Source organism: Bacillus sp. 165, assembly GCF_017742235.1.
Taxonomy (GTDB): domain Bacteria; phylum Bacillota; class Bacilli; order Bacillales; family Bacillaceae_G; genus JAGHKQ01.
In genome coordinates this window covers 21,325-44,812 of the sequence record NZ_JAGHKQ010000005.1, presented here as the reverse complement: position 1 = coordinate 44,812, position 23,488 = coordinate 21,325, and the positions used below count along the sequence as shown (strand labels likewise).

22 protein-coding genes are annotated in these 23,488 nt (G+C 40.5%); 21 read left to right on the top strand and 1 reads right to left on the bottom strand.

Going from position 1 to position 23,488, the window contains the following annotated elements; translation table 11 throughout:
• The first annotated feature begins 116 nt into the window (after window positions 1-116).
• The 16 genes from prfB to J7Q84_RS09515 all read left to right on the top strand — a co-directional run bounded on the left by prfB (window position 117) and on the right by J7Q84_RS09515 (window position 17,624).
• A protein-coding gene (gene prfB / locus J7Q84_RS09590) for a peptide chain release factor 2 (protein WP_209094315.1) occupies window positions 117-1,218 on the top strand; the annotation gives its coding sequence in 2 pieces (ribosomal slippage) (window positions 117-188 and window positions 190-1,218; 1,101 coding nt in all).
• 314 nt (window positions 1,219-1,532) lie between these two features.
• A complete protein-coding gene (locus tag J7Q84_RS09585; protein ID WP_209094314.1) occupies window positions 1,533-2,402 on the top strand; it encodes a YitT family protein in 870 nt (289 codons plus the stop codon).
• A 64-nt stretch (window positions 2,403-2,466) separates the two neighbouring features.
• Window positions 2,467-2,793 (top strand): cytochrome c551, encoded by a 327-nt coding sequence (gene cccB / locus J7Q84_RS09580; RefSeq protein WP_209094313.1) that lies wholly within the window; start codon window positions 2,467-2,469, stop codon window positions 2,791-2,793.
• 367 nt (window positions 2,794-3,160) lie between these two features.
• A complete protein-coding gene (gene ftsE, locus J7Q84_RS09575) occupies window positions 3,161-3,847 on the top strand; it encodes a cell division ATP-binding protein FtsE (protein ID WP_209094312.1) in 687 nt (228 codons plus the stop codon).
• The gene (gene ftsX, locus J7Q84_RS09570) at window positions 3,837-4,730 is read left to right on the top strand and encodes a permease-like cell division protein FtsX (protein WP_209094311.1); all 894 of its coding nucleotides are present in this window, start codon (window positions 3,837-3,839) and stop codon (window positions 4,728-4,730) included. The genes ftsE and ftsX overlap by 11 nt, the downstream gene beginning before the upstream one ends.
• A 163-nt stretch (window positions 4,731-4,893) precedes the next feature.
• A complete protein-coding gene (locus J7Q84_RS09565) occupies window positions 4,894-6,336 on the top strand; it encodes a S41 family peptidase (RefSeq protein ID WP_209094310.1) in 1,443 nt (480 codons plus the stop codon).
• A gap of 103 nt (window positions 6,337-6,439) precedes the next feature.
• Complete coding sequence (locus tag J7Q84_RS09560) at window positions 6,440-7,645, top strand: PDZ domain-containing protein (protein ID WP_209094528.1); 1,206 nt, start codon at window positions 6,440-6,442, stop codon at window positions 7,643-7,645.
• A 167-nt stretch (window positions 7,646-7,812) separates the two neighbouring features.
• Window positions 7,813-9,795, top strand: a complete 1,983-nt coding sequence (uvrB, locus tag J7Q84_RS09555; RefSeq protein WP_209094309.1) for an excinuclease ABC subunit UvrB — start codon at window positions 7,813-7,815, stop codon at window positions 9,793-9,795.
• 5 nt (window positions 9,796-9,800) lie between these two features.
• Window positions 9,801-12,668 carry an excinuclease ABC subunit UvrA gene (gene uvrA / locus J7Q84_RS09550; protein ID WP_209094308.1) on the top strand — a complete coding sequence of 956 codons (2,868 nt, stop codon included), beginning with the start codon at window positions 9,801-9,803 and terminating at the stop codon, window positions 12,666-12,668.
• Window positions 12,669-12,809: 141 nt separating this feature from the next.
• Window positions 12,810-13,121 carry a magnetosome magnetite crystal formation protein family gene (locus J7Q84_RS09545; RefSeq protein ID WP_209094307.1) on the top strand — a complete coding sequence of 104 codons (312 nt, stop codon included), beginning with the start codon at window positions 12,810-12,812 and terminating at the stop codon, window positions 13,119-13,121.
• Window positions 13,122-13,136: 15 nt separating this feature from the next.
• Window positions 13,137-13,502, top strand: a complete 366-nt coding sequence (locus J7Q84_RS09540; protein WP_209094306.1) for a phage holin family protein — start codon at window positions 13,137-13,139, stop codon at window positions 13,500-13,502.
• 198 nt (window positions 13,503-13,700) lie between these two features.
• Entirely contained in the window at window positions 13,701-14,633 is a 933-nt protein-coding gene (gene hprK, locus J7Q84_RS09535) for an HPr(Ser) kinase/phosphatase (RefSeq protein WP_209094305.1), read from the top strand.
• A 15-nt stretch (window positions 14,634-14,648) separates the two neighbouring features.
• Complete coding sequence (lgt, locus tag J7Q84_RS09530) at window positions 14,649-15,458, top strand: prolipoprotein diacylglyceryl transferase (RefSeq protein ID WP_209094304.1); 810 nt, start codon at window positions 14,649-14,651, stop codon at window positions 15,456-15,458.
• A gap of 67 nt (window positions 15,459-15,525) precedes the next feature.
• The gene (locus tag J7Q84_RS09525) at window positions 15,526-16,467 is read left to right on the top strand and encodes a nucleoside recognition domain-containing protein (RefSeq protein WP_348519844.1); all 942 of its coding nucleotides are present in this window, start codon (window positions 15,526-15,528) and stop codon (window positions 16,465-16,467) included.
• Complete coding sequence (ppaX, locus tag J7Q84_RS09520; protein WP_209094302.1) at window positions 16,457-17,089, top strand: pyrophosphatase PpaX; 633 nt, start codon at window positions 16,457-16,459, stop codon at window positions 17,087-17,089. Before J7Q84_RS09525 ends, ppaX begins: the two co-directional genes overlap by 11 nt.
• 13 nt (window positions 17,090-17,102) lie before the next feature.
• Complete coding sequence (locus tag J7Q84_RS09515) at window positions 17,103-17,624, top strand: acyltransferase (RefSeq protein WP_209094301.1); 522 nt, start codon at window positions 17,103-17,105, stop codon at window positions 17,622-17,624.
• Window positions 17,625-17,681: 57 nt separating this feature from the next.
• Here J7Q84_RS09515 and J7Q84_RS09510 read toward each other — a convergent pair whose 3' ends face one another.
• Window positions 17,682-18,062, bottom strand: coding sequence for a hypothetical protein (locus tag J7Q84_RS09510; RefSeq protein ID WP_209094300.1), 381 nt, complete (start codon window positions 18,060-18,062; stop codon window positions 17,682-17,684).
• Between the two features lie 148 nt (window positions 18,063-18,210).
• Between J7Q84_RS09510 and J7Q84_RS09505 the strand changes: the two genes are divergently transcribed.
• The 5 genes from J7Q84_RS09505 (at window position 18,211) to J7Q84_RS09485 (ending at window position 23,484) form a co-directional block, all read left to right on the top strand.
• Window positions 18,211-19,725: a tetratricopeptide repeat protein gene (locus J7Q84_RS09505; RefSeq protein WP_209094299.1), complete on the top strand. Its 1,515-nt coding sequence runs from the start codon at window positions 18,211-18,213 to the stop codon at window positions 19,723-19,725.
• Window positions 19,726-19,826: 101 nt separating this feature from the next.
• Entirely contained in the window at window positions 19,827-20,783 is a 957-nt protein-coding gene (gene trxB, locus J7Q84_RS09500) for a thioredoxin-disulfide reductase (protein WP_209094298.1), read from the top strand.
• A 366-nt stretch (window positions 20,784-21,149) separates the two neighbouring features.
• The gene (locus J7Q84_RS09495) at window positions 21,150-21,608 is read left to right on the top strand and encodes an NUDIX hydrolase (protein ID WP_209094297.1); all 459 of its coding nucleotides are present in this window, start codon (window positions 21,150-21,152) and stop codon (window positions 21,606-21,608) included.
• 28 nt (window positions 21,609-21,636) lie between these two features.
• Entirely contained in the window at window positions 21,637-22,527 is an 891-nt protein-coding gene (rapZ, locus tag J7Q84_RS09490; protein WP_209094296.1) for an RNase adapter RapZ, read from the top strand.
• Between the two features lie 3 nt (window positions 22,528-22,530).
• Window positions 22,531-23,484, top strand: coding sequence for a gluconeogenesis factor YvcK family protein (locus tag J7Q84_RS09485; protein ID WP_209094295.1), 954 nt, complete (start codon window positions 22,531-22,533; stop codon window positions 23,482-23,484).
• Window positions 23,485-23,488 lie beyond the last annotated feature (4 nt).

Sequence of the window (23,488 nt, the reverse complement as noted above, 5' to 3'; positions counted from 1 at the left end):
GATAAAACAAATGAAGCAATGCAAAACTCTCTCTGGTACCAGAGGGAGTTTGCATTGTGTAAAGAATTGGATTCTTGTCGTTTTACAGGATACAATATCATGTAGAGGTGAACATAATGGAAATGGTAGAAATTAAGCAAGAACTAGAAAAAATGGCTAAGCGATTAGCGGACTTTAGGGGGTCTCTTTGACCTCGCTGGCAAGCAAAATCGAATTGCTGAATTAGAAGAAATTATGATGGGGCCAACGTTTTGGGATGATCAACGAGCGGCTCAAACTGTAATTAATGAAGCAAATGCGATGAAGGAAATGGTGGGGCAATTTACAGAACTGAATGATATATATGAAAATTTGGATGTCACTTACGAGCTTGTAAAAGAAGAATACGATGAAGACTTAAAGAAAGAGCTGGAATCAGAGGTAAAAGAGCTGACAAAGCAAATGAATGAATTTGAGCTGCAGCTTTTGCTCAGTGATCCATATGATGCTAATAGTGCTATTTTAGAATTGCATCCGGGTGCAGGCGGCACAGAATCACAAGATTGGGGCTCCATGCTTCTGCGTATGTATACAAGATGGGCAGAGAAAAAAGGCTTCAAAGTAGAAACTCTTGATTACCTGCCAGGCGATGAAGCAGGCATTAAAAGTGTGTCATTATTAATTAAAGGACATAATGCTTATGGTTATTTGAAGGCAGAAAAAGGAGTGCATCGTCTTGTTCGTATTTCTCCTTTTGATTCTTCAGGACGCCGTCATACTTCGTTTGTATCTTGTGAAGTGATGCCGGAATTTAATGATGACATCGAAATTGACATCCGTACAGAAGATTTAAAGGTGGATACGTATCGTTCAAGCGGCGCGGGCGGTCAGCACGTTAATACGACGGACTCTGCAGTGCGCATCACACATATCCCGACCAATACAGTCGTGACATGTCAATCGGAACGCTCGCAAATTAAAAACCGTGAAAAAGCGATGAAAATGCTGAAAGCAAAATTGTATCAAAAGAAATTGGAAGAACAGCAGGCAGAGCTGAATGAAATTCGCGGAGAGCAAAAAGAGATTGGCTGGGGAAGTCAGATTCGTTCCTACGTGTTCCATCCATATTCTCTTGTTAAAGATCATCGTACAAATACAGAGGTCGGCAATGTGCAAGCAGTGATGGATGGAGAAATTGACTCCTTTATTGATGCTTACTTACGCTCACGTATTTTATAATCAAAGAATCAAAAAAAGGCCAACAACATGGTTGGCTTTTTTTGAGGAAAAAAGAAGGATATACACAAAAGTGTATGGGGATAAAGCGAGGAATGGCTGTGATCTCAAGAGAAGTTGTGTACAACTTCTCTCTTTCTGTGTGAAAAGTACAATTTCATCTTAACATCATACATAATTGCGGTAAAAAGTACGAAATTAAGAAGTAAGAGCCGCAATTTCAGAAAGACAGCTTGAAAGAATCATTTTTAATTAAAAGTAGCATTGTTTTTGCTCATTGGAACGATGAGGAGAAAATTGCGTTTCTGGAGGAAGTTATGAAAGGAAATAAACATACAGCACGAACAGACAATCAGGGTTTGAAAATGGTTTTAGAATATTTAAATATTGTAATTGGATCTGCTATTATAGCCTTGGCATTCAATTTGTGTTTGCTTCCAAACAAAGTGGCATCTGGGGGCGTCAGCGGGATCAGTACTATTTTGTATTCACTGTTAGGATGGGAGCCTGCTTATGTGCAATGGGCTTTTAACATTCCATTATTTATTGCAGGTGTAATCTTGTTAGGAAAACAATTCGGTGCGAAAACGTTGGTTGGGACGATTTTTCTTCCCTTTGTTGTATTTTTGTCAAAAGATTTAGATCCAGCGACGACGAATCCGTTGCTCGGTTCACTATTTGGAGGAATCGGTGTCGGACTGGGGCTTGGTATTGTATTTCGCGGTAAAGGCTCTACAGGCGGGACAGATTTAGCGGCACAAATCGTTCATAAATATACCGGCCTTACGTTAGGAATGTGTGTGGTTATCATTGACGGGCTTATTGTTCTTTCCGCAGCTCTTGTGTTTGATTTGGAAAGCGGGATGTATGCATTGATTGCCTTATACGTGACAAGCAAAACTATTGATTTAATTCAAGTTGGTTTAAGCCGCTCTAAAATGACCATGATTATTACTACTAAGGAAGAGGAAGTCCGCAAAGGTATTTTGGAACAAATCGATCGCGGGGTAACAAAGCTTCCGGGAACCGGGGGATTCACTGCGGATGAAAAGCCTGTTTTAATGTGTGTAGTGGATCAAACAGAGTTCACAAAATTGAAACAACTGGTAAAAAGTATTGACCCATCAGCATTTGTTGTCGTAATGGATGCTTCGGAGGTTCTAGGTGAAGGGTTTAAACATGCGTAAATTTATGATGTGCGTACTATAATAAGAATTGAGGATATGAGCCTAAAGATTGGGGGAAGCATGAATGAGAAAAAAAATATTGGTAAGTTTGATGGGAGCTGCCTTGGCACTAACAATGGCAGCTTGCGGAAAATCTGAAGAAACCCCTTCTGAAACAAATCAAACTGCCAACGGCGGTACCGCAGAAAAAATTTTTCAACAAAGCTGTTCAAGCTGTCATGGAAGTGATTTGGCAGGAAGAGTTGGTCCTTCCTTGCAGCATGTAGGCCAAAAATATTCCCAGGATGAAATTAGCGGCATTATTTCCAAAGGACGAGGCAGCATGCCGGGCGGGTTGCTTCAAGGTGAAGATGCAGAAAAAGTAGCATCATGGCTTGCTGAAAAGAAATAAGAATAAAAAATCCTTTCTGTGAGACAGAAAGGATTTTTTATGCAATTTGCATGCCCGAATAAAAGTGTTTTGTCTCTTTGAGTTATTTGCAATACAAATGAAATAACTTTGGCATTTTACAGTTATTTAAGAAAAGAAAAAATTCTTGTTTTATAACTATTATAAGGGTAATACTTTCTTTGTCTGTAACAGAACTGTAACAGAAATGTATCTTAAATTGAAAAGTATTGATGTTACAATAAAGTTCATACTGAAGTTTTTTGTAGTAGTTTGTTGGAATATATTGCTTTTCTGCATAACATGTCGGATTTGATAGAATAGAAATGACAAAGTTTTAAAAAATAGAAGCGATTTTAGGTGATAAATTATGATAACAATGAACAATGTGCATAAAGAGTATGACAACGGCGTAAAAGCGGTCAACGGTATTTCTGTTAAAATCAAGCAGGGTGAGTTTGTATATGTAGTTGGTCCGAGCGGTGCTGGAAAATCGACTTTTATTAAAATGATGTTCCGTGAGCAAAAGCCCACCACTGGATCGATCAATGTAAACGGTCTTTCCTTAGAAAGCTTGCACGAAAGAGATATTCCTTACTTTCGACGCAATCTCGGCATCGTCTTCCAGGACTTTAGATTATTACCGAAACTAACAGTGTATGAAAATGTTGCTTTTGCGCTTGAAGTAATTGAGGAAGAGCCGGAAGTAATTTCTAAGCGTGTACTTGAAGTTTTACAGCTTGTCGGTTTAAAGCATAAAACAAGCTCATTTCCAAACCAGCTGTCAGGTGGGGAGCAGCAACGCGTTGCGATTGCTCGCGCAATTGTAAATAAGCCGAAAGTAGTTATTGCCGATGAGCCTACCGGTAATCTGGATATGGATACATCTTGGGAGATTATGGATATCTTTAAGGAGATTAATAAGCAAGGTACGACCATTATTATGGCAACGCATAATGCGGATATTGTTAACACAATTAAGAACCGCGTTATCGCGATTGAAGGCGGAAAGATCGTACGAGATGAGATTAATGGAGGATACGGATATGAAAGCTAAAACCTTTACTCGTCATTTACGTGAAGGTGTCAAGAGTTTGACTCGAAACGGCTGGATGACATTTGCCTCCGTAAGTGCCGTGACAATTACATTACTGCTTGTAGGTGTGTTTTTGACAGTAATTATGAATATTAATCACTTTGCAACCAAGGTGGAAAAAGACGTGGAAATCCGCGTCCATATAGACCCGGCTGCTACACAAGAAGATCAGAAGAAGCTGAAGCAGCAAATTGAAGCTATTTCTAATATAGAATCTATTACGTTTTCTTCTAAAGAAGAGGAACTGAAAAAATTGATTAAAAGCTTTGGAGAGCAAGGAAAATCGTTTGAGTTATTCGAACAGGATAATCCATTAAAGGATGTATATATTGTTAAAGCAGCAAATCCGCAAGATACGGTTAAAGTTGCGCCGAAGATTGAGAAGATGCCGTATGTAAGCAAGGTACAGTACGGACAAGGAGAAGTTGAAAAGCTGTTCAGCACTGTCAAAGCAGGACGCAATGTCGGTCTAATATTAATTGCCGGATTATTGTTTACAGCTATGTTTTTAATCTCTAATACTATTAAAGTTACCATTTATGCACGAAGAACAGAAATTCAAATTATGAAGCTTGTGGGCGCAACAAACTGGTTCATTCGTTGGCCATTTCTATTGGAAGGCTTATTTTTAGGAGTATTAGGAGCGGTTATTCCGATTATTCTTATCTTCACTGCCTATAACTCCATACATGGGGTGTTCAATTCTAAACTTAACGGAACAATGTTTGAATTATTGCCTTACAGCCCGTTTGTTTACCAAATTTCTGCATTGCTTCTGTTTATCGGCGGTATGATTGGCATGTGGGGAAGCGTTATGTCGATTCGTAAGTTTCTAAAAATTTAACATTTTGTTTGCGGTTTAGCTATTTTATTGAAAGTTTTTAGGTTGCAAACATATTTCGTACAAGCTTATCATATAGTAGACATAGGTAAAGGCATCACACAAAGGGTGTGATGCCCTTTTAATAGCTACATAATGGCTCTAAGGGATAGGAGGATTCAGTCTGATGAATCGTAAAGTTGTTATCATGATAGTTATGCTTTCCTTTTTGTTAGGAGCAACCGGTATGTATGCCGGATTGCATTATTTGGGAGGAAATGCTGCGTTGGAAAAAGGTACAGCTCTTCCGAATAAGAAAAGTACTGGAACGGAAGCAGAAGATCTGGAAAAGATTAAGCAAGCTTATGAGTTAATCGATTCTCGCTATGTAGAAGACGTAGATGATCAAAAGCTTGTAGAAGGTGCTATACAGGGGATGTTGAATACATTAAAGGATCCGTTCTCTACTTATATGGATAAAGAAACAGCAGCGCAGTTTGAACAATCCTTGGATTCCTCTTTAGAAGGAATTGGTGCGGAAGTGAATAAAATTGATGGCAAGCTGACCATTATTTCACCTATTAAAGATTCTCCTGCAGAAAAGGCAGGATTGAAGCCAAATGATGAGATTTTAGAGGTAAATGGAAAAAGTGTGAAGGATTTAACGAGAGAAGAGGCTGTATTAAAGATTCGCGGTAAAAAAGGAACGATTGTGGAGTTGAAAATCAAACGTTCAAACGTGGATGAGCCGCTAACATTTAAAATTAAGCGTGATAAAATTCCACTTTTGACGGTATTTGGTTCCATGAAACAGGAGAGCGGAAAAGACATGGGATATTTACAAGTAACGTCTTTCTCTGAAAATACAGCAAAAGAGTTTAAAACAGAGCTGGAGAAATTAGAGGACAATGGTATGCAGGGGCTTGTTATTGATCTTCGAGGAAACCCAGGTGGGTATTTACAGAGTGTGGAAGATATGTTGAAGCTTCTTGTGACAGACAAAAAGCCGATGCTCCAAATCGAGGAGCGAAACGGACAACGTCAGAAGTTCTATACGACATTAAAACAAAAGAAAGATTACCCGGTCGCCGTGCTTATTGATAACGGCAGCGCATCTGCTTCTGAAATTATGGCAGGAGCATTAAAGGAAGCAGAAGGCTATGACCTAGTCGGTGTCAAATCCTTTGGTAAAGGAACCGTTCAGCAGGCGGTACAGCTTGAAGATGGAAGCAATATTAAATTAACATTGTATAAATGGCTCACACCAGACGGTAATTGGATTCACAAAAAAGGAATTGAACCGACGGTAGAGGTCAAGCAGCCTGAATACTACTATGCAGCCCCGGTTCAAGTGAAGAAAACATTATCATATGATATGAATGATGAACAAATTAAGAATGCACAGGTCATGTTAAAAGGTCTTGGTTTCGAGCCTGGACGTGAAGACGGGTATTTCAGCAAAGTAACAGTAAGTGCGGTCAAAGCATTCCAACAAGCTAATAATCTAAAGGTGACAGGAGAAATCGATAGTAAAACGGCAGAAGCGCTGCAAGAGAAGCTTGTAGAAAAAATCCGTGCTGGAGAGAATGATGTTCAGCTTACTACAGCCTTAAAATTATTAGCGAAGTAACAGGGATTCAGTCGAATTTGTCGAAAGTATACAGACGTAATGTCTGTATACTTTTTTATTTCAAACGAGTTTTACCCGTATGGTAAAATAGAGAAAAATAATGATGAGGGTGGTGACATGTTCTGTGGAGGATTGGCTGTTAGAAATTGTAAGAGCTGTAGGGTGGTTTTTTGTGCATCCGGTTTTCTATCTGTTTATAATTAGTAGTTTTCTAGTTGGATATACAAGGGTACTCAGAGAACGTCAAGATTTTTCGGCAAAGATTTATGATGTATGGTATGAGCTTCGTACTTCGATGTTTAAAGGCGTAGGTATTGGATTTATTTTTTCATTGATTATGATAGGAATTGGATTTGTGCTGTCTAAGGGAAGTCTAGCTGTCATTATGTTAGTTACAGTACTATTCGCTGTATTGCAGCAATATAGGTTGTTGTCTTCTGCGTATACCATTGGGGTGTCTCTTTTTGTCCTTGCTTTTTTTTCGGATATAAAGCTTCCTCTGATGAATTCGGCAATTGGGGATGGGACAAGCTATTCCGCCTTAGCTGTTTTACTAGCATTGTTATTGTTTGCAGAGGGGACGCTGATTTCTAAATATGGGGCGTATGCTTCAACTCCGAAACTATTAAAAGGAAAGCGCGGCCGTTCTATTGGGCTTCATGTATGTAAACGAATGTGGTTGGTCCCTGTTTTTTTTGTAGTTCCGGGAGATAGCATTACCCATTTATTTGCATGGTGGCCGGTAGTTACTGTTGGTACAAAGACATTTTCACTGATGCTTTTACCATTGGGCATAGGGTTTTCTAAGACGATCAAAGGGATGCTTCCGAGTGAAGCAATTTCTTTTACAGGAAGAAGGGTTCGGGGATTAAGTATCCTTGTATTGCTGTTGGCTGCAGGGAGCTTCTGGCTGACCGGCTTGGCAGTTGCGGCGGCGGGCATCGCTATATTGGGGAGAATGACCATTGCGATTCGGGAACAACTGGAAGATGAAAAGCTTCCTGCCTTTTTTACTTCTAAAAATATAGGATTAATGATATTGGATATTATTCCTGATAGTCCCGCTGAGGAGATCGGCTTAAAGACTGGGGAAATCATTACAAAAGTAAATGGGGTTACGCCAAGAACGATTGGCGAATTTTATCAAGCGCTGCAGCGGAATAGTGCTGGGGCCTATTGTAAACTGGAAATATTAGATACAAATGGAGAGTTGCGTCTGCGTAACCGAGCATTGTTTCAAGGAGATCATCATAAGCTCGGTCTTGTGTTCGTGGAGCAAGATTTTGACCGCAGCACAGAAGCAGTATAAAAGATTGAATGAAGGAAGCAAGGGGGATCCCCTTGCTTTTTATAATAATTCGGCTGATACACTTTAACTCTTTACAAAAGGACAATCGAATATTTGTTCGTTTTTTTGGCGTTTTTTCGTTACTTTATGGTAAAATGACCATATGATGTTTTCGGAGGTGCTCGGATATGGAAGAGCAGTTTGAAATAGTTTCAGCATATTCCCCGCAAGGAGACCAGCCAAAGGCAATTGAAAGGCTTGTAAAGGGGATTCAACAAAACAGCAAACACCAAGTGTTATTGGGAGCCACAGGAACAGGAAAAACGTTTACCATCTCTAATGTGATTAAGGAAGTAAACAAGCCAACCCTGGTTATGGCTCATAATAAAACACTAGCAGGGCAGCTGTACAGTGAATTTAAAGAATTTTTTCCAAACAATGCTGTTGAATATTTTGTCAGCTACTACGACTATTATCAACCGGAAGCGTATGTACCGCAGACAGATACTTTTATTGAAAAAGATGCAAAAATAAATGATGAAATTGATAAGCTGCGCCACTCTGCCACATCCTCTTTGTTCGAGAGAAAGGATGTTATTATAGTCGCGAGTGTATCTTGTATTTACGGTTTAGGTTCACCAGAAGAATACCAGGAGCTGGTGGTCTCTCTTCGCGTAGGAATGGAAAAGGGCAGGGACGAGCTGCTTCGTCAGCTGGTAGATGTACAATACTCACGAAATGACATCGACTTTCAGCGTGGAACGTTTCGGGTACGCGGCGATGTAGTGGAAATCTTCCCGGCATCCCGAGATGAGCAGTGCATTCGTGTTGAGTTTTTTGGTGATGAAATTGACCGGATTCGTGAAGTGGATGCGCTGACAGGTGAAGTACGGATGGAGAGGGACCATGTGGCTATATTCCCGGCATCCCACTTCGTAACGCGTGAAGAGAAGATGCGCATTGCTATTGGCAATATTGAAAAGGAATTGGAAGAGCGCTTAGCGGAATTGAAAGAGCAAAATAAGCTTTTGGAAGCGCAGCGTTTAGAGCAGCGCACCCGCTACGATTTGGAGATGATGCGCGAAATGGGATTTTGCTCCGGAATTGAAAACTATTCCCGTCATTTAACGCTCCGTCCTGCTGGTTCTACGCCATACACATTGCTTGATTATTTTCCTGATGATTTCCTAATTGTTGTAGATGAGTCACATGTGACCATTCCACAAGTGAGAGCGATGTATAACGGGGACCAGGCTCGCAAGCAGGTGCTTGTGGATCACGGATTCCGTTTGCCTTCTGCTAAGGATAATCGTCCGCTTATGTTTGAAGAGTTTGAAGATAAAGTGCATCAAATTATTTATGTTTCAGCCACGCCGGGACCATATGAATTAGAAGCTTCCCCTCAGCCGATTGAACAAATCATCCGCCCAACAGGTCTAGTAGATCCAATTATTGAAGTTCGTCCGATTGAAGGGCAAATTGATGATTTGCTTGGGGAAATTCAAGATCGAACCGAAAAAAATGAGCGCGTGCTGATTACCACACTTACTAAGAAAATGTCCGAAGACTTAACTGATTATTTAAAGGATATCGGCATCAAAGTGAACTACATGCATTCAGAAATTAAAACATTGGAACGGATTGAGATTATTCGCGATTTGCGGCTTGGGAAGTATGATGTCCTTGTCGGTATTAACTTGTTAAGAGAGGGATTGGATATTCCTGAGGTGTCGCTTGTCGCGATTTTGGATGCAGATAAAGAAGGATTTTTGCGTTCTGAGCGCTCGCTTATTCAAACAATTGGGCGGGCTGCCCGTAATGCGAACGGTCAGGTTATTATGTATGCAGATAAAATGACAAATTCGATGGAACTTGCTATTCAGGAAACGAGACGCCGCCGTGAAATTCAGGAAGCGTACAATGAACAGCATGGGATTACGCCGCAAACGATTAAAAAAGAAATTCGGAATGTGATTCGTGCGTCAGTAGCGGCTGAGGAGAACGAGAAGTATGATGTAAAACAGCCGTCATTTAAGAAGATGTCAAAAGAAGAGCGTGTAACGATGATTGCAAAGCTGGAAGCGGAAATGAAGGAAGCGGCAAAAGCGCTTGATTTCGAACGTGCGGCTGAGCTACGCGACTTAGTGTTTGAATTGAAATCGGAGGGGTGATTGTTTTGGCGAATGATTTTATTGTGGTAAAGGGCGCCCGTGCGCATAATTTAAAAAATATTGATGTCACCATTCCAAGAAATCAATTGGTTGTCGTAACAGGGTTGTCTGGATCGGGAAAGTCGTCTTTAGCATTTGATACGATTTATGCAGAGGGACAGCGGCGTTATGTCGAATCTCTTTCTGCTTATGCCCGCCAGTTTTTAGGACAGATGGATAAACCGGATGTAGATACGATTGAAGGCTTGTCACCTGCGATTTCCATTGATCAAAAAACGACAAGCCGAAATCCCCGATCAACGGTTGGTACAGTAACGGAGATATATGATTACTTGCGTTTATTGTTTGCAAGAGTGGGTACGCCTATTTGTCCGAATCATGGCATTGAAATTACCTCGCAAACAGTGGAACAAATGGTAGATCGTATTTTAGAGTATCCGGAACGTACGAAGTTGCAAGTGCTGGCTCCGATTGTATCCGGACGAAAAGGTACACATGTAAAAACACTGGAAGACATTAAAAAGCAAGGCTATGTCCGCGTTCGTGCGGATGGTGAAATGCGCGAGCTTTCAGATGATATTAATCTCGATAAAAATAAGAAGCACTCTATTGAAGTGGTCGTGGACCGTATTGTACTGAAGGAAGGGATTGCTTCTCGTTTAGCAGATTCTTTGGAAACAGCGTTACGGCTTGGTGAAGGTCGTGTATTAATTGATGTGATGGGAGAAGAAGAGCTGTTATTCAGCGAACATCATGCTTGCCCGCATTGTGGATTTTCTATCGGGGAATTAGAACCGCGCATGTTTTCATTTAACAGCCCGTATGGTGCCTGTCCATCGTGTGACGGTCTTGGTTCAAAGCTGGAGGTTGATGTCGATTTAGTTGTGCCTAATTGGGATTTAACATTGCGCAATCATGCGCTTGCACCGTGGGAGCCGACAAGCTCGCAATATTACCCGCAGCTATTGGAAGCCGTATGTACTCATTATGGTATTGACATGAATGTACCTGTAAAAGACATTCCAAAGTATTTAATGGATAAAGTTTTGTATGGAAGCGGGAAGGATACGGTGTACTTCCGCTATGTAAACGACTTTGGGCAGGTAAGAGAGAGCGAAATCGTGTTTGAAGGGGTTATTCCAAACATTGAGAGACGTTACCGCGAGACAAACTCCGATTATATTCGTGAGCAAATGGAAAAGTATATGGCAAATCAGCCCTGTCCGAAATGTAAGGGTGCTCGTTTAAAACAGGAAACTTTAGCTGTGTTTATAGACGGCAAAACAATTGCTCATGTAACTAAACTGTCTATTCAAGAAGCACATGATTTCTTTGATACCGTTTATCTTACAGAAAAACAGCAGCAAATTGCACATATGATTTTACGTGAAATTAAAGAACGATTGGGATTCCTTATCAATGTAGGATTGGATTATCTGACTTTAAACCGATCAGCAGGTACATTATCCGGGGGAGAAGCTCAGCGGATTCGTTTGGCTACGCAAATCGGTTCACGCTTAACGGGGGTCCTTTACATTTTAGATGAACCGTCCATTGGCTTGCATCAGCGGGACAACGACCGTCTCATTCAAACCCTGCAGAATATGCGTGATTTAGGCAATACGCTAATCGTTGTAGAGCACGATGAAGATACGATGATTGCAGCGGATTACTTAATCGATATCGGTCCGGGCGCAGGGATTCACGGAGGTCAAGTGGTGTCTGCGGGAACGCCGAATGAGGTCATGGAGGATGAGAATTCATTGACAGGCCAATATTTAAGCGGAAAGAAGTTTATTCCAGTACCAGCTGAGCGCAGAAAAGGCGATGGCCGCAAAATCGAAATTCTCGGAGCTAAGGAAAATAACTTAAAAAATGTGAAAACCTCATTCCCTTTGGGAACGTTTGTAGCGGTGACGGGAGTATCCGGATCTGGAAAAAGTACGATGATTAATGAGATTTTGTATAAAACATTGGCGCAAAAACTTCATAACGCGAAACAAAAGCCAGGTGTTCATAAAGAAATCAAAGGAATTGAGCATTTGGATAAGGTGATCGATATTGACCAGTCACCGATTGGAAGAACGCCACGTTCGAATCCTGCCACGTATACCGGAGTATTTGATGATATACGAGATGTATTTGCACAAACCAATGAGGCAAAAGTGCGCGGTTATCAAAAAGGACGATTTAGTTTTAATGTAAAAGGCGGGCGCTGTGAGGCATGCCGAGGAGACGGTATTATTAAGATTGAGATGCACTTCCTTCCGGATGTGTATGTACCTTGTGAGGTGTGTCATGGCAAGCGCTATAATAGGGAAACCCTAGAGGTAAAATATAAGGACAGAAGCATTTCTGATGTACTAGACATGACGGTTGAGGATGCAGCTGTGTTCTTTGAAAACATTCCAAAAATCAAGCGTAAGCTGCAAACGATTGTGGACGTAGGGCTTGGTTATATTAAGCTTGGTCAACCGGCAACAACCTTATCAGGGGGAGAAGCACAGCGCGTGAAGCTTGCTTCGGAATTGCACCGACGTTCGACGGGGCGTACGCTGTATATTTTGGATGAGCCGACAACAGGTCTTCATGTAGATGATATTGCTCGCCTGTTAAAGGTATTGCAGCGGCTGGTAGAAAACGGTGATACAGTACTTGTGATTGAGCATAATCTGGATGTAATTAAAGGAGCCGATTATATTATCGATTTAGGTCCTGAAGGCGGAGACAAGGGAGGACAGATTGTCGCAGCTGGAACGCCAGAGGAGGTCGTGAAAGAAGAACAATCTTATACGGCAAAATATTTAAAAACGATATTGGAACGAGACAAAGCAAGGATGACAGAAAAGATAGAAAAAGTGTATAGTAAGTAAAGTAAAATCTCCAAAAGACGAACTGTACTTTTGGAGATTTTTTATAGTGTGAAATCGTGCAGTAGAGTTCAAAACTTTGCATTTTAAGTTCTACTGCCTGTTCATAAAGGATAAATACATAGTAAAGCGAGGTGAAATAAGATGGATTCCACGAAAAAATTATTGGCTGCAGGATGTTATTTCAGTATCTTTTTTGCACCTTTTCTATTTCCAATCATTGTATATTTTGTAATAACAGATAAACTTGTTAAACATCATGCGAAAAGGGCATTCATTTCTCATATTTTTCCGTTGCTGTGGGTTATAGCAGTAGGATTGGTTCTTATTTTTACCCGTCATGCTGAGACTTGGACAGCGTTAACCTTTGGCGGCATTGCAGTATTTGGACTGTTGAATGTAATTATTTATATTTGGAACCTTATTAAAGGAATTAAAGTGTTGGCATCGGAGTAAAGGAGCTGGTTTTAAATGAGATGGATTATTTCCCTTTTAATCAACAGCTTGTTGTTGATTGTGGTATCAGGCTTTTTAACGCCTTCCCAGTTTTACATAAAAAATATTACTACCGCTATTGTTGCGAGTGTGATTCTTTCTATATTAAATGTAATTGTGAAACCGTTGCTAATATTGATTACGCTCCCCATTACTATACTAACCTTGGGATTGTTCCTTATTGTTATTAATGCTGTCACCTTGTTAATCACAGACGAACTCATGGGTTCTGCTTTTGAAATAAGCAGCTTTGGTGTGGCATTGCTGGCCGCTGTTTGTATTTCTATATTGAATATGCTTATTGATAAGGCTGTTATAGAGCCGCTGCAAAAGCGTGACTAAAGCATTTCGCCAATGGGCGGAATGCTTTTTGTAAGCTTGCTTTAGGTTGCTGATTGTCAGTGCATGGATCGAAATAGAACATCTCTCAGATGATTGTGCTGCTTTTTGTATGCGATAGACAAGCTTGTTTCGTATTTTTATCAAAAAGTGTTACAATAGAATCAATGAAGATTAATATGGAAGCATGGAGGATCAACTATGCCGAAAGTACGAACAAAAGATTTGATAGAAGAGTTTCAACTAGAGCTCATATGCGGTAAAGAAGGCATTAACCGCCCGATTAAGACAAGTGACTTATCAAGACCGGGGATTGAGATAGCAGGTTTTTTTACATATTACCCGGCAGAGCGTGTACAAATTATCGGGAAAACGGAGCTGACTTTTTTTGAGACATTAGAGGATGAACAGAAAAGGGAACGCATGCTTGCGCTTTGTACGAAGCAAACACCTTGTATCATTATAACAAGAGGACATGAGGTTCCGAGTGAGCTTATTGAGGCTTCCAATATGACAGATGTACCTGTGTTGCAATCGACTATGAAAACAACACGTCTATATAGTCATTTGACAAACTATTTAGAAAGTAAGCTGGCACCAACTACTGCTGTTCATGGCGTACTGGTGGATGTATATGGAGTAGGTGTCCTGATTACTGGAAAAAGTGGAGTGGGGAAAAGTGAAACAGCCTTAGAGCTTGTGAAACGAGGGCATCGTCTTGTTGCAGACGACAGTGTGGAAATCCGTCAAGAAGACCAAGATTCGTTAATTGGGAGCTCGCCCGAGTTAATTGAGCATCTTCTCGAAATTCGCGGACTCGGCATTATCAACGTTATGACACTCTTTGGTGCAGGAGCTGTTCGTAACTATAAAAAAATTTCACTGATTATTGATTTGGAAATTTGGGACCAAACAAAAAATTATGATCGCCTTGGATTAGATGAGGAAAAAGTGAAAATTATTGATACGGACATTACGAAAATTACGCTGCCAGTAAGGCCTGGCCGAAATTTAGCGGTAATCATTGAAGTAGCGGCCATGAACTTCCGCTTGAAGCGTATGGGAGTGAATGCAGCGCAACAATTTTCGGAGCGGCTTATGAGTGCTATTGATATAGGCGCAACAGAGAAATAAAGGAGTGGAGAAAAGATGCTAGGAACGATAGAACCGTTAGACCGGGTATTTATTCATTTGGGACCTTTCCCGATTTATTGGTACGGTGTGATTATTGGAACAGGGATGCTGCTCGGTTTGCTTCTTGCGATACGTGAAGGAGAACGCCGGGGCTTGCCGAAGGAAACATTCATTGATCTAGTGCTGTATGCTGTACCGATTGCCATTATATGTGCGCGTACTTATTATGTGTTGTTCAACCTAGATTATTATTTGGCAGAACCGAGTCAAATTATTAATATTCGTCAGGGCGGTTTAGCTATTCATGGAGGATTAATTGGTGCTGTAATTACAGCCGTAGTGTTTGCTAAAAAACGCAACATTCCATTTTGGAAGCTTGCGGATATAGCTGCACCGAGTATTTTGCTCGGTCAAGCCATTGGTCGCTGGGGAAATTTTATGAATCAAGAGGCGCATGGCGGACCTGTTACCCGTGAATTTTTAGAAGGCTTGCATTTACCTGAGTTTATCATCAATAACATGTATATTGATGGAGCATATTATCATCCAACATTTTTATATGAATCTCTCTGGAATCTCGCAGGTGTTGCTGTCTTACTGCTGCTTAGAAAAGTTAATTTACAAAGAGGAGAAATGTTTTTAATTTACTTGATGTGGTATTCCTTCGGCCGTTTCTTTATTGAAGGGCTTCGTACGGACAGCTTAATGCTTGGACCGCTTCGCATTGCACAAGTAATCTCTATTGTTTTACTTGTAGGAGCTCTTATTCTCATAGTTATTCGCCGAAAATTGAGTCATTCCAAAGAGCCATATTTAGAACAATAAGTATATTAGAGGTCCCCCTTATATAAGCGGGGACCTTGCTAGTATGAAAAGCGAGGAGAGAAAAAGGGTGGGGACATTAAAAAAAGGATTGCTGTCCGGTTTAAAAACGACGTGGTTGCTTGGGAAAATTATTGTTCCAGTGACACTGATTGTTACGGTATTAAAATATACGCCGATTCTTCCGTGGGTTACGCAGTTTATTGAGCCGCTTATGCAATTGATTGGCTTGCCCGGCGATGCGGCAGTACCGCTTGTTTTGGGAAACTTTTTGAATTTATATGCTGCGATTGGTGCAATCATAACATTAAAGCTAAGTGTGAAGGAAGTATTCATTTTAGCCGTTATGCTTTCGTTTTCTCATAATTTATTAGTGGAGACTTCAGTAGCTTCTCGAGTAGGGATAAGGACACTTCTTGTTCTTGGAGTACGGCTGGGCTTAGCAATTGTATCTGCCATTGTTATTCATTTCTTTTGGGATGGAGGAAAAGAAGCAGCGGAGTATGGACTTGTATCAGCAGCTGATACGCATCTCCAAGGATGGAGTAACATTATATTGCACGCAATGGAAAATGCGGCCTTCGGCGTTCTGCAGCTGGCAATGATTGCGATTCCGCTTATGGTTGGGATTCAATTCTTAAAAGACTATGGTTTTCTAGCTGTGTTTTCAAAGTGGATGTCTCCTTTTACAAGAATGCTCGGTATGAAAGAAAATACGTCGACGACGTTGGCTGCGGGGTTATTTTTTGGTCTTGCATTCGGAGCTGGTGTGATGATACAAGCTGTGAAAGAAGACGGGGTAGAGAAAAGAGATTTAGTACTTGCCTTTATATTCCTTATTGCCTGCCATGCGGTTATCGAGGATACCTTGATTTTCGTACCGCTCGGTATTCCAGTGCTGCCGTTATTGCTTATTCGTCTTATTGTTGCCGTTCTCTTAACGGTGATGGTGTCAGTGGTATGGCGTAATAAAGATATTCATCAGAGAAAGGAACTTGTACATGAAAATTAATACAGTATTATTCGATTTGGATGGTACGTTAATCAACACGAATGAATTGATTATTGCTTCATTTTTGCACACGTTGAATAAATATTACCCGGGCCGTTATAAAAGGGAAGACGTGCTTCCGTTTATTGGCCCGTCTTTAACAGAAACATTTACATCTGTAGATAAAGAACGGGTAGAGGAAATGATTCAATGCTATCGTGAGTTTAATCATAAAATGCATGATGAGCTTGTTGAAGAGTATGACACGGTATACGAAACAGTAACAGAATTGCAGGAAAAGGGCTATAAAATTGGGATTGTGACGACGAAAGCGCGTGGGACAGTAGAAATGGGGTTGCGGTTCGGCCGATTAAAAGAGTTTTTTGATGTGGTTGTGACAATCGAGGATGTACAAAATGTTAAGCCTGATCCAGAGCCCATTTTTAAAGCCTTGCGGTTGCTAGATGCAAAGCCAGAAGAAGCAATCATGGTGGGTGATAATCACCATGATATCGTAGCTGGCCAGAATGCCGGAACAAAAACCGCAGGTGTCGCGTGGACGTTAAAAGGGCGCGAGTATTTGGAATCTTATAAGCCGGACTATGTGCTTGAAAAGATGAGTGATTTGTTGAAGATATTATAAGGGGCGAACTTAGGTGAGGAGAACGACGCGCTATCCAGTTTCAGGAGCCAATTCTTTATGGCATATATACAAAACCGTTCCGTTTTGGAAGGTCATCAAAAACTTTATTGTGATTCAAACAGCCCGCTATATGCCGTTTCTCGGGATGAAAAATTGGCTGTACCGGACGTTTTTACGAATGAAAGTTGGCGAGCAAACATCATTTGCCCTCATGGTCATGCTGGACGTGATGTTTCCTGAACAAATTAAGGTGGGCAGAAATACAGTCATTGGCTATAATACCACCATTTTGGCTCATGAGTATTTAATAACAGAGTATCGTCTCGGAGCGGTTATTATTGGTGATGAAGTGATGATTGGAGCCAACAGCACTATTTTACCTGGAGTAGTGATTGGAGACGGAGCTATCGTATCAGCGGGAACGCTCGTTCATAAGGATGTACCAGCGGGAGCATTCGTGGGCGGCAATCCAATGCAGATTATTTATACAAAAGAAGAGATGGAACAGAGGAGTGAAAAAGAAAATGCACTATGAGGCATTTTCTTTTTTATTTTGAATAAGGTCGAAGATAGGGATAGATAAGGGATTAACTTAAATAAAGATGGTGTTGCCGAAAAAAAGCGGAGTTCGTCGAAAAAAGCGGAGTTCGCGGAAAAAGCGAGAGGGTTCGCCGAAAAAAGCGGAGTTCGCCGAAAAAGTGAGAGGTGTCGCCGAAAAAAAGCGGAGTTCGCGGAAAAAGCGAGAGGGTTCGCCGAAAAAAGCGGAGTTCGCCGAAAAAGTGAGAGGTGTCGCCGAAAAAAAGCGGAGTTCGCCGAAAAAGTGAGAGGTGTCGCCGAAAAAAAGCGGAGTTCGCGGAAAAAGCGAGAGGGTTCGCCGAAAAAAGCGGAGTTCGCCGAAAAAGTGAGAGGTGTCGCCGAAAAGACCCAGAAATTCACCGAAATAATGGCCGTCACTGTAAAGTTTAACGGTCAAAAAGCGTTTCCTGTATAAAAAGCCAAAAAATGCATATAATATATTGTTTTGTTTTGTGTACAATCGTATATACTTGTAAGTAGAGAAAAATATACATGATCATATGATATACTAAACCTTCGTTGAATTTAGAGAGTATGGAGGAATTATGGGGAAAAATCAAAGTGTAAAGAAGGATAGGGGACAAGTTATTTCCTTTTCTGAGTCTGTTCAATTTTTTTATGAAAAAGGAATGAAGGCTTACCGTCGCCATGATTTGAAGCAGGCAATTAAGTATTTACAGAGAGCGGCACATTCGCAGCAGGAGCCGTTTATTTTATCACAATTAGCAGCAGCTTTATCTGATGCGGGAGATTATCATCAATCTAATCAGATTTTGACTGATATTATAAAATTAGATCCTGAAATGGAAGAGTGTTACTATTTCCTTGCTAATAACTATGCGTACCTTGGATTATTTCAGCAGGCACGTAAGTATGCGGAGCACTATTTGGAAGTGACTGAGGAAGAAGAGTTTGTAGAGGATGCGCTCGAATTGCTTGATATGATTACTATCGAGGAAGGCGACGTAGAAAATGAATGGGAAGGCGAGGATGAGCTGATTGTGATGCAAGAGCGTGCAAACAGCTGCATTCGGAACGGCCAACACCAGGAAGCGGTGTCTATTTTAGAAACGATGATCGCGGAGTATCCAGAATTCTGGTCCGCTTATAATAACCTTGCTGTTGCAAAGTTTCAGATTGGGAAAATAGATGAAGCTTTGCAGCTTACAGATGATATTTTAAATAAGAACCCAGGGAATTTGCATGCGCTATGTAACCAAGTGGTTTTCTTGTATTCTATTGGTCAATATAAAGAAGCAACGATATTAGTGAACGCACTGGAAAATGTGCATCCAATATTATTTGAACAGCGCTTTAAATTAGGGACGATGTTTGCTACCGTGGGTCGGTACGAGCTTGGTTATAAGTGGTTGAAATCATTGAAGCGACAAGGTTATGAAGGTGATGTGAGCTTTTATTATTGGCTTTCGTACTCTGCTTATATGGTTGGTGAAACGCACACAGCCCAAAAAATGTGGCAGCATGTTGTAGAGCTGTATCCAGATAAGGAAGGGAAGGAGCCTTGGAACTATACTGACTTTTCCGCGGTAGATCAGCATACTTTTTTGCAGCAGCTCACACTCTCTTTTGAGGAAGAACGAGACGATGAGAAAAAAATGCTGGCTTTGTATTTAATAAATGAATTACAGACCGAGGATAAACTGCCAGTGTTTTTTGACATTGCTGAGAAACAAGAGCATCATTCGATTATTGTAGATATGGGACGCTATTTCTTTTTAAAGGGAAGTAACAAGCGCATTCCGAAAGAATTAAGTAGGCTTGAAAAGTGTTTACAAATTGCAGACTGTTTATATGGTCATACTAAAAAAGACGATGCACTAATTGAAGATACCTTAACTCTTTGGTTTCAAGTAGTAAAAGGGCTTTACAGCAGTACAGTTTCAGTTTCCAATGTGCTGGGGTGGTCCGCGGCGATAGAGTATACAGTGCGAAGAAGACAGAATGTGATGATGACACAAACAGAAGTAGGAAAAATGTACAGCATTTCGCCTGCGACACTGCGTAAATATGTCCAAGCTATAGCTGAACAGGGAGTTTGAGCAAAAAAATAGACGTTTGCTGCTAGATTGATTACGATAAGAATATCAGATTAAAATAATTCTTATTTAGTATTAAGTGGATTGGATAAGGAGTGAATGACGTGTCAGAAGAAAAAGTATATGATGTCATTATTATCGGAGCAGGTCCTGCAGGAATGACAGCAGCTGTATACACTTCACGTGCTAATTTAAGTACGCTAATGATTGAGCGTGGAATACCGGGCGGTCAAATGGCAAACACAGAAGAGGTAGAAAACTATCCAGGCTACGACCATATTTTAGGACCGGAGCTGTCTACGAAAATGTTTGACCATGCGAAAAAGTTTGGTGCTGAATATGCTTATGGTGATATAAAAGAAATAATTGATGGAAAAGAATATAAGACAGTAGTGGCAGGTAAAAAAGAGTTTAAGGCACGGGCAGTTATCATTGCAACAGGTGCAGAATATAAGAAAATTGGTGTACCAGGTGAGAAAGAGCTTGGCGGCCGCGGTGTTTCTTATTGTGCAGTTTGTGACGGTGCCTTTTTTAAAGGAAAAGAGCTTGTTGTTGTCGGCGGAGGAGACTCTGCAGTAGAAGAAGGCGTATATTTGACGCGCTTTGCATCTAAAGTAACAATTGTGCATCGTCGTGATAAGCTTCGTGCACAAAAAATTCTTCAAGAACGTGCATTTGCTAATGAGAAAATCTCCTTTATTTGGAACCATACTGTAAAAGAGGTCAATGAAAGTAATGGCAAAGTAGGCAGCGTTACATTAGTTGATGTGAATACTGGAGAAGAGCAAGAGTTTAAAACGGATGGTATCTTCATTTACATCGGTATGCTTCCTCTTTCTAAACCATTTGAAAGCTTAGGCATTACAAACGAAAATGGTTATATTGAAACAAATGACCGTATGGAAACAAAAGTGGAAGGTATCTTTGCAGCGGGAGATGTTCGTGAGAAAACACTTCGTCAAATTGTTACAGCAACAGGAGACGGAAGCATCGCTGCACAAAGCGCACAGCACTATGTTGAAGAATTAGTGGAAGCGTTAAAGATTGCAAATAAACAGTAATGTAAGGTAAAAGGGGTTTAATTATATTGTAACAGTTATGCAATATAATTCGTGTAAAGTAGAGTTAATCAATTCCCTCTTATCAGTATATATCTTTCTTGGTGAGCATGAGTTTTCAGACTCATGCTCTTTTTTATGCTATTATATAAATTTAAATTTTCTAATAATTCTGTCCTTTGTGATTTCCTGTTCATTGTGACAAACTGCTTTTGATAGTATAATAAAGGAAAACTTTCAAGAGGTTGCGTGCAGCAATCATCTGAATCGTTTGATATAAGTTTAACATGGATAAGGTAAGAAGAGGGTTTTATAACTAAAAGTAAAATAAGTATAGAATAGGCTTTGCTTATTATGAGGTGAGATAATTTGCAACGAGTAACTAACTGTGTATTAGTAAAGGGTGATCAAGTTCTCCTTTTGCAAAAGCCTCGCCGTAATTGGTGGGTGGCACCGGGCGGAAAGATGGAATTAGGAGAAACTGTGCGGGATGCTGTTGTGCGGGAGTATCGAGAAGAGACAGGCATTTATTTGAAAAATCCTGCACTAAAAGGTGTATTTACGTTTGTTATACAAGAAAATGAAAAGGTGATTTCGGAATGGATGATGTTTTCATTTTTAGCTACAGATTTTACTGGGGAAAATAAAATGGAATCAGAAGAAGGGATATTACAATGGCATTCGTTTGATAAAATAGACGAATTGGCAATGGCTCCTGGAGACTATCATATTATTGATTATTTGCTTAAAGGAAATGGTATTATTTATGGTACATTTGTATATACACCGAATTTCGAGCTTATTTCGTATCGACTAGATCCGAGTTGAAATTAAAATAGAGAGGAGAGATATAAGGATGGAAAAAGAAAAAGGAAAAAATGATATTAAAATGGTCATCATTACAGGGATGTCAGGAGCTGGAAAAACAGTTGCTCTTCAAAGTTTTGAAGACTTAGGCTATTTCTGTGTTGATAATTTACCTCCCGCTTTGCTTCCGAAGTTTGTTGAGCTCATGTCAGAGTCAGCAACTCAAATGGACAAGGTCGCCTTAGGAATAGATTTGCGCGGCGGGGAGTTTTTTGATCATCTGTTTGAATCTCTAGATGATTTAACAGAGCGCACTTGGGTTATCCCTCACATTTTATTCCTTGATGCCAAGGATGCAGCGTTAGTAGCAAGATACAAAGAAACAAGACGTTCCCATCCGCTTTCTCCAGCCGAATCTCCTTTAAAGGGAATTGAATTAGAGCGGAAGCTTCTTGGGGATATGAAAGCCCGAGCAAACATTGTCATGGATACATCAGATTTTAAGCCGAAAGAGTTGCGTGAAAAAATTATCGAGCAATTTTCAACCGAAGATCAACAATCATTTCGTGTGAATGTGATGTCTTTTGGATTTAAATACGGTATTCCAATTGATGCAGATTTAGTATTCGATGTTCGATTTTTGCCTAACCCATTTTATATTCCTCATATGAAGCCGTTAACAGGATTAGATGAAGAGGTTTCATCGTATGTATTGAAATTTAGTGAAACTCGTAAGTTTCTAGAAAAATTAACAGATTTAATTGCCTTTATGTTACCTCACTATAAGCGAGAGGGAAAAAGTCAGCTTGTGATTGCGATCGGCTGTACAGGTGGCCAGCACCGTTCCGTTACATTGACTGAATACATAGGAAAGCATTTTCAACATCAATTTAAAACCTATGTTACCCATCGCGATATTGAAAAGAGGAAGGGCCATTAATTTATGAAAACAGAAAGAAAATCAAAATTAGTGATCATTGGAGGGGGCACTGGCCTCTCTGTGCTTTTGCGAGGACTGAAAAAATATCCAGTCGATATTACAGCTATCGTGACAGTAGCAGATGACGGGGGAAGCTCAGGTCGATTACGTGATGAGTTTTCCATTCCACCGCCTGGAGATGTGAGGAATGTATTGGCTGCTTTGTCAGATGTAGAGCCGTTTGTAGAAGCTTTGTTTCAACATCGCTTTACTTCTGGGGAAGGGTTGACAGGACACGCTCTAGGGAATTTATTGATTGCAGGAATGACAGCTATAACAGGAGACTTTTTCCATGCTATAACGGAAATGAGCAAAGTTTTAAATGTTCGCGGTCGAGTGCTGCCTGCAGCAAATCAAAGTGTGGTCCTGCATGCACAGCTTGAAGATGGCAGAGTAGTAACAGGAGAATCGAAAATTCCGTATTACGGTAAGAAGATTGAACGTGTATTTTTAACGCCGGAGGATGTAGAACCGTTGCGCGAGACGTTAAATGAGATTAAGCGGGCAGATATGATTGTCCTTGGACCAGGCAGCTTATATACAAGTATTTTACCGAATTTAATAGTGAAAAGAATCGGCCAAGCTGTTATTGCTGCAAAAGCACAAAAGGTTTATGTATGCAATGTGATGACCCAAGCGGGAGAAACGATGGGCTATAAGGCTTCTGACCATGTTCAAGCTATCCATAAGCATTTGGGAGATTCTGTTATCAATACTATTATTGTCAATAATGGCAGAGTGCCGGAAAGCGTGTTAAATCGGTATGAAAAGGAATCCTCCGTCCCTGTTGAATGTGACAGAGAAAACTTAGAAAAACTTAGCTTGAATGTGATTGCCGATGAAATCATTCAATACGATGACGGTGTTATTCGCCATAATACGATAAAACTGGCATCCATTTTATATTCATTAATTTAATTTT

Bases quoted from the DNA above. Each gene is read 5' to 3' on its own strand.
- hprK (WP_209094305.1), top strand. From the start codon at position 13,701: ATGCCGAAAGTACGAACAAAAGATTTGATAGAAGAGTTTCAACTAGAG.
- ppaX (WP_209094302.1), top strand. From the start codon at position 16,457: ATGAAAATTAATACAGTATTATTCGATTTGGATGGTACGTTAATCAAC.
- uvrB (WP_209094309.1), top strand. From the start codon at position 7,813: ATGGAAGAGCAGTTTGAAATAGTTTCAGCATATTCCCCGCAAGGAGAC.
- J7Q84_RS09545 (WP_209094307.1), top strand. From the start codon at position 12,810: ATGGATTCCACGAAAAAATTATTGGCTGCAGGATGTTATTTCAGTATC.
- J7Q84_RS09485 (WP_209094295.1), top strand. From the start codon at position 22,531: ATGAAAACAGAAAGAAAATCAAAATTAGTGATCATTGGAGGGGGCACT.
- cccB (WP_209094313.1), top strand. From the start codon at position 2,467: ATGAGAAAAAAAATATTGGTAAGTTTGATGGGAGCTGCCTTGGCACTA.
- rapZ (WP_209094296.1), top strand. From the start codon at position 21,637: ATGGAAAAAGAAAAAGGAAAAAATGATATTAAAATGGTCATCATTACA.
- J7Q84_RS09560 (WP_209094528.1), top strand. From the start codon at position 6,440: ATGAGGGTGGTGACATGTTCTGTGGAGGATTGGCTGTTAGAAATTGTA.
- J7Q84_RS09565 (WP_209094310.1), top strand. From the start codon at position 4,894: ATGAATCGTAAAGTTGTTATCATGATAGTTATGCTTTCCTTTTTGTTA.
- ftsX (WP_209094311.1), top strand. From the start codon at position 3,837: ATGAAAGCTAAAACCTTTACTCGTCATTTACGTGAAGGTGTCAAGAGT.
- J7Q84_RS09540 (WP_209094306.1), top strand. From the start codon at position 13,137: ATGAGATGGATTATTTCCCTTTTAATCAACAGCTTGTTGTTGATTGTG.
- lgt (WP_209094304.1), top strand. From the start codon at position 14,649: ATGCTAGGAACGATAGAACCGTTAGACCGGGTATTTATTCATTTGGGA.
- ftsE (WP_209094312.1), top strand. From the start codon at position 3,161: ATGATAACAATGAACAATGTGCATAAAGAGTATGACAACGGCGTAAAA.
- J7Q84_RS09585 (WP_209094314.1), top strand. From the start codon at position 1,533: ATGAAAGGAAATAAACATACAGCACGAACAGACAATCAGGGTTTGAAA.
- J7Q84_RS09505 (WP_209094299.1), top strand. From the start codon at position 18,211: ATGGGGAAAAATCAAAGTGTAAAGAAGGATAGGGGACAAGTTATTTCC.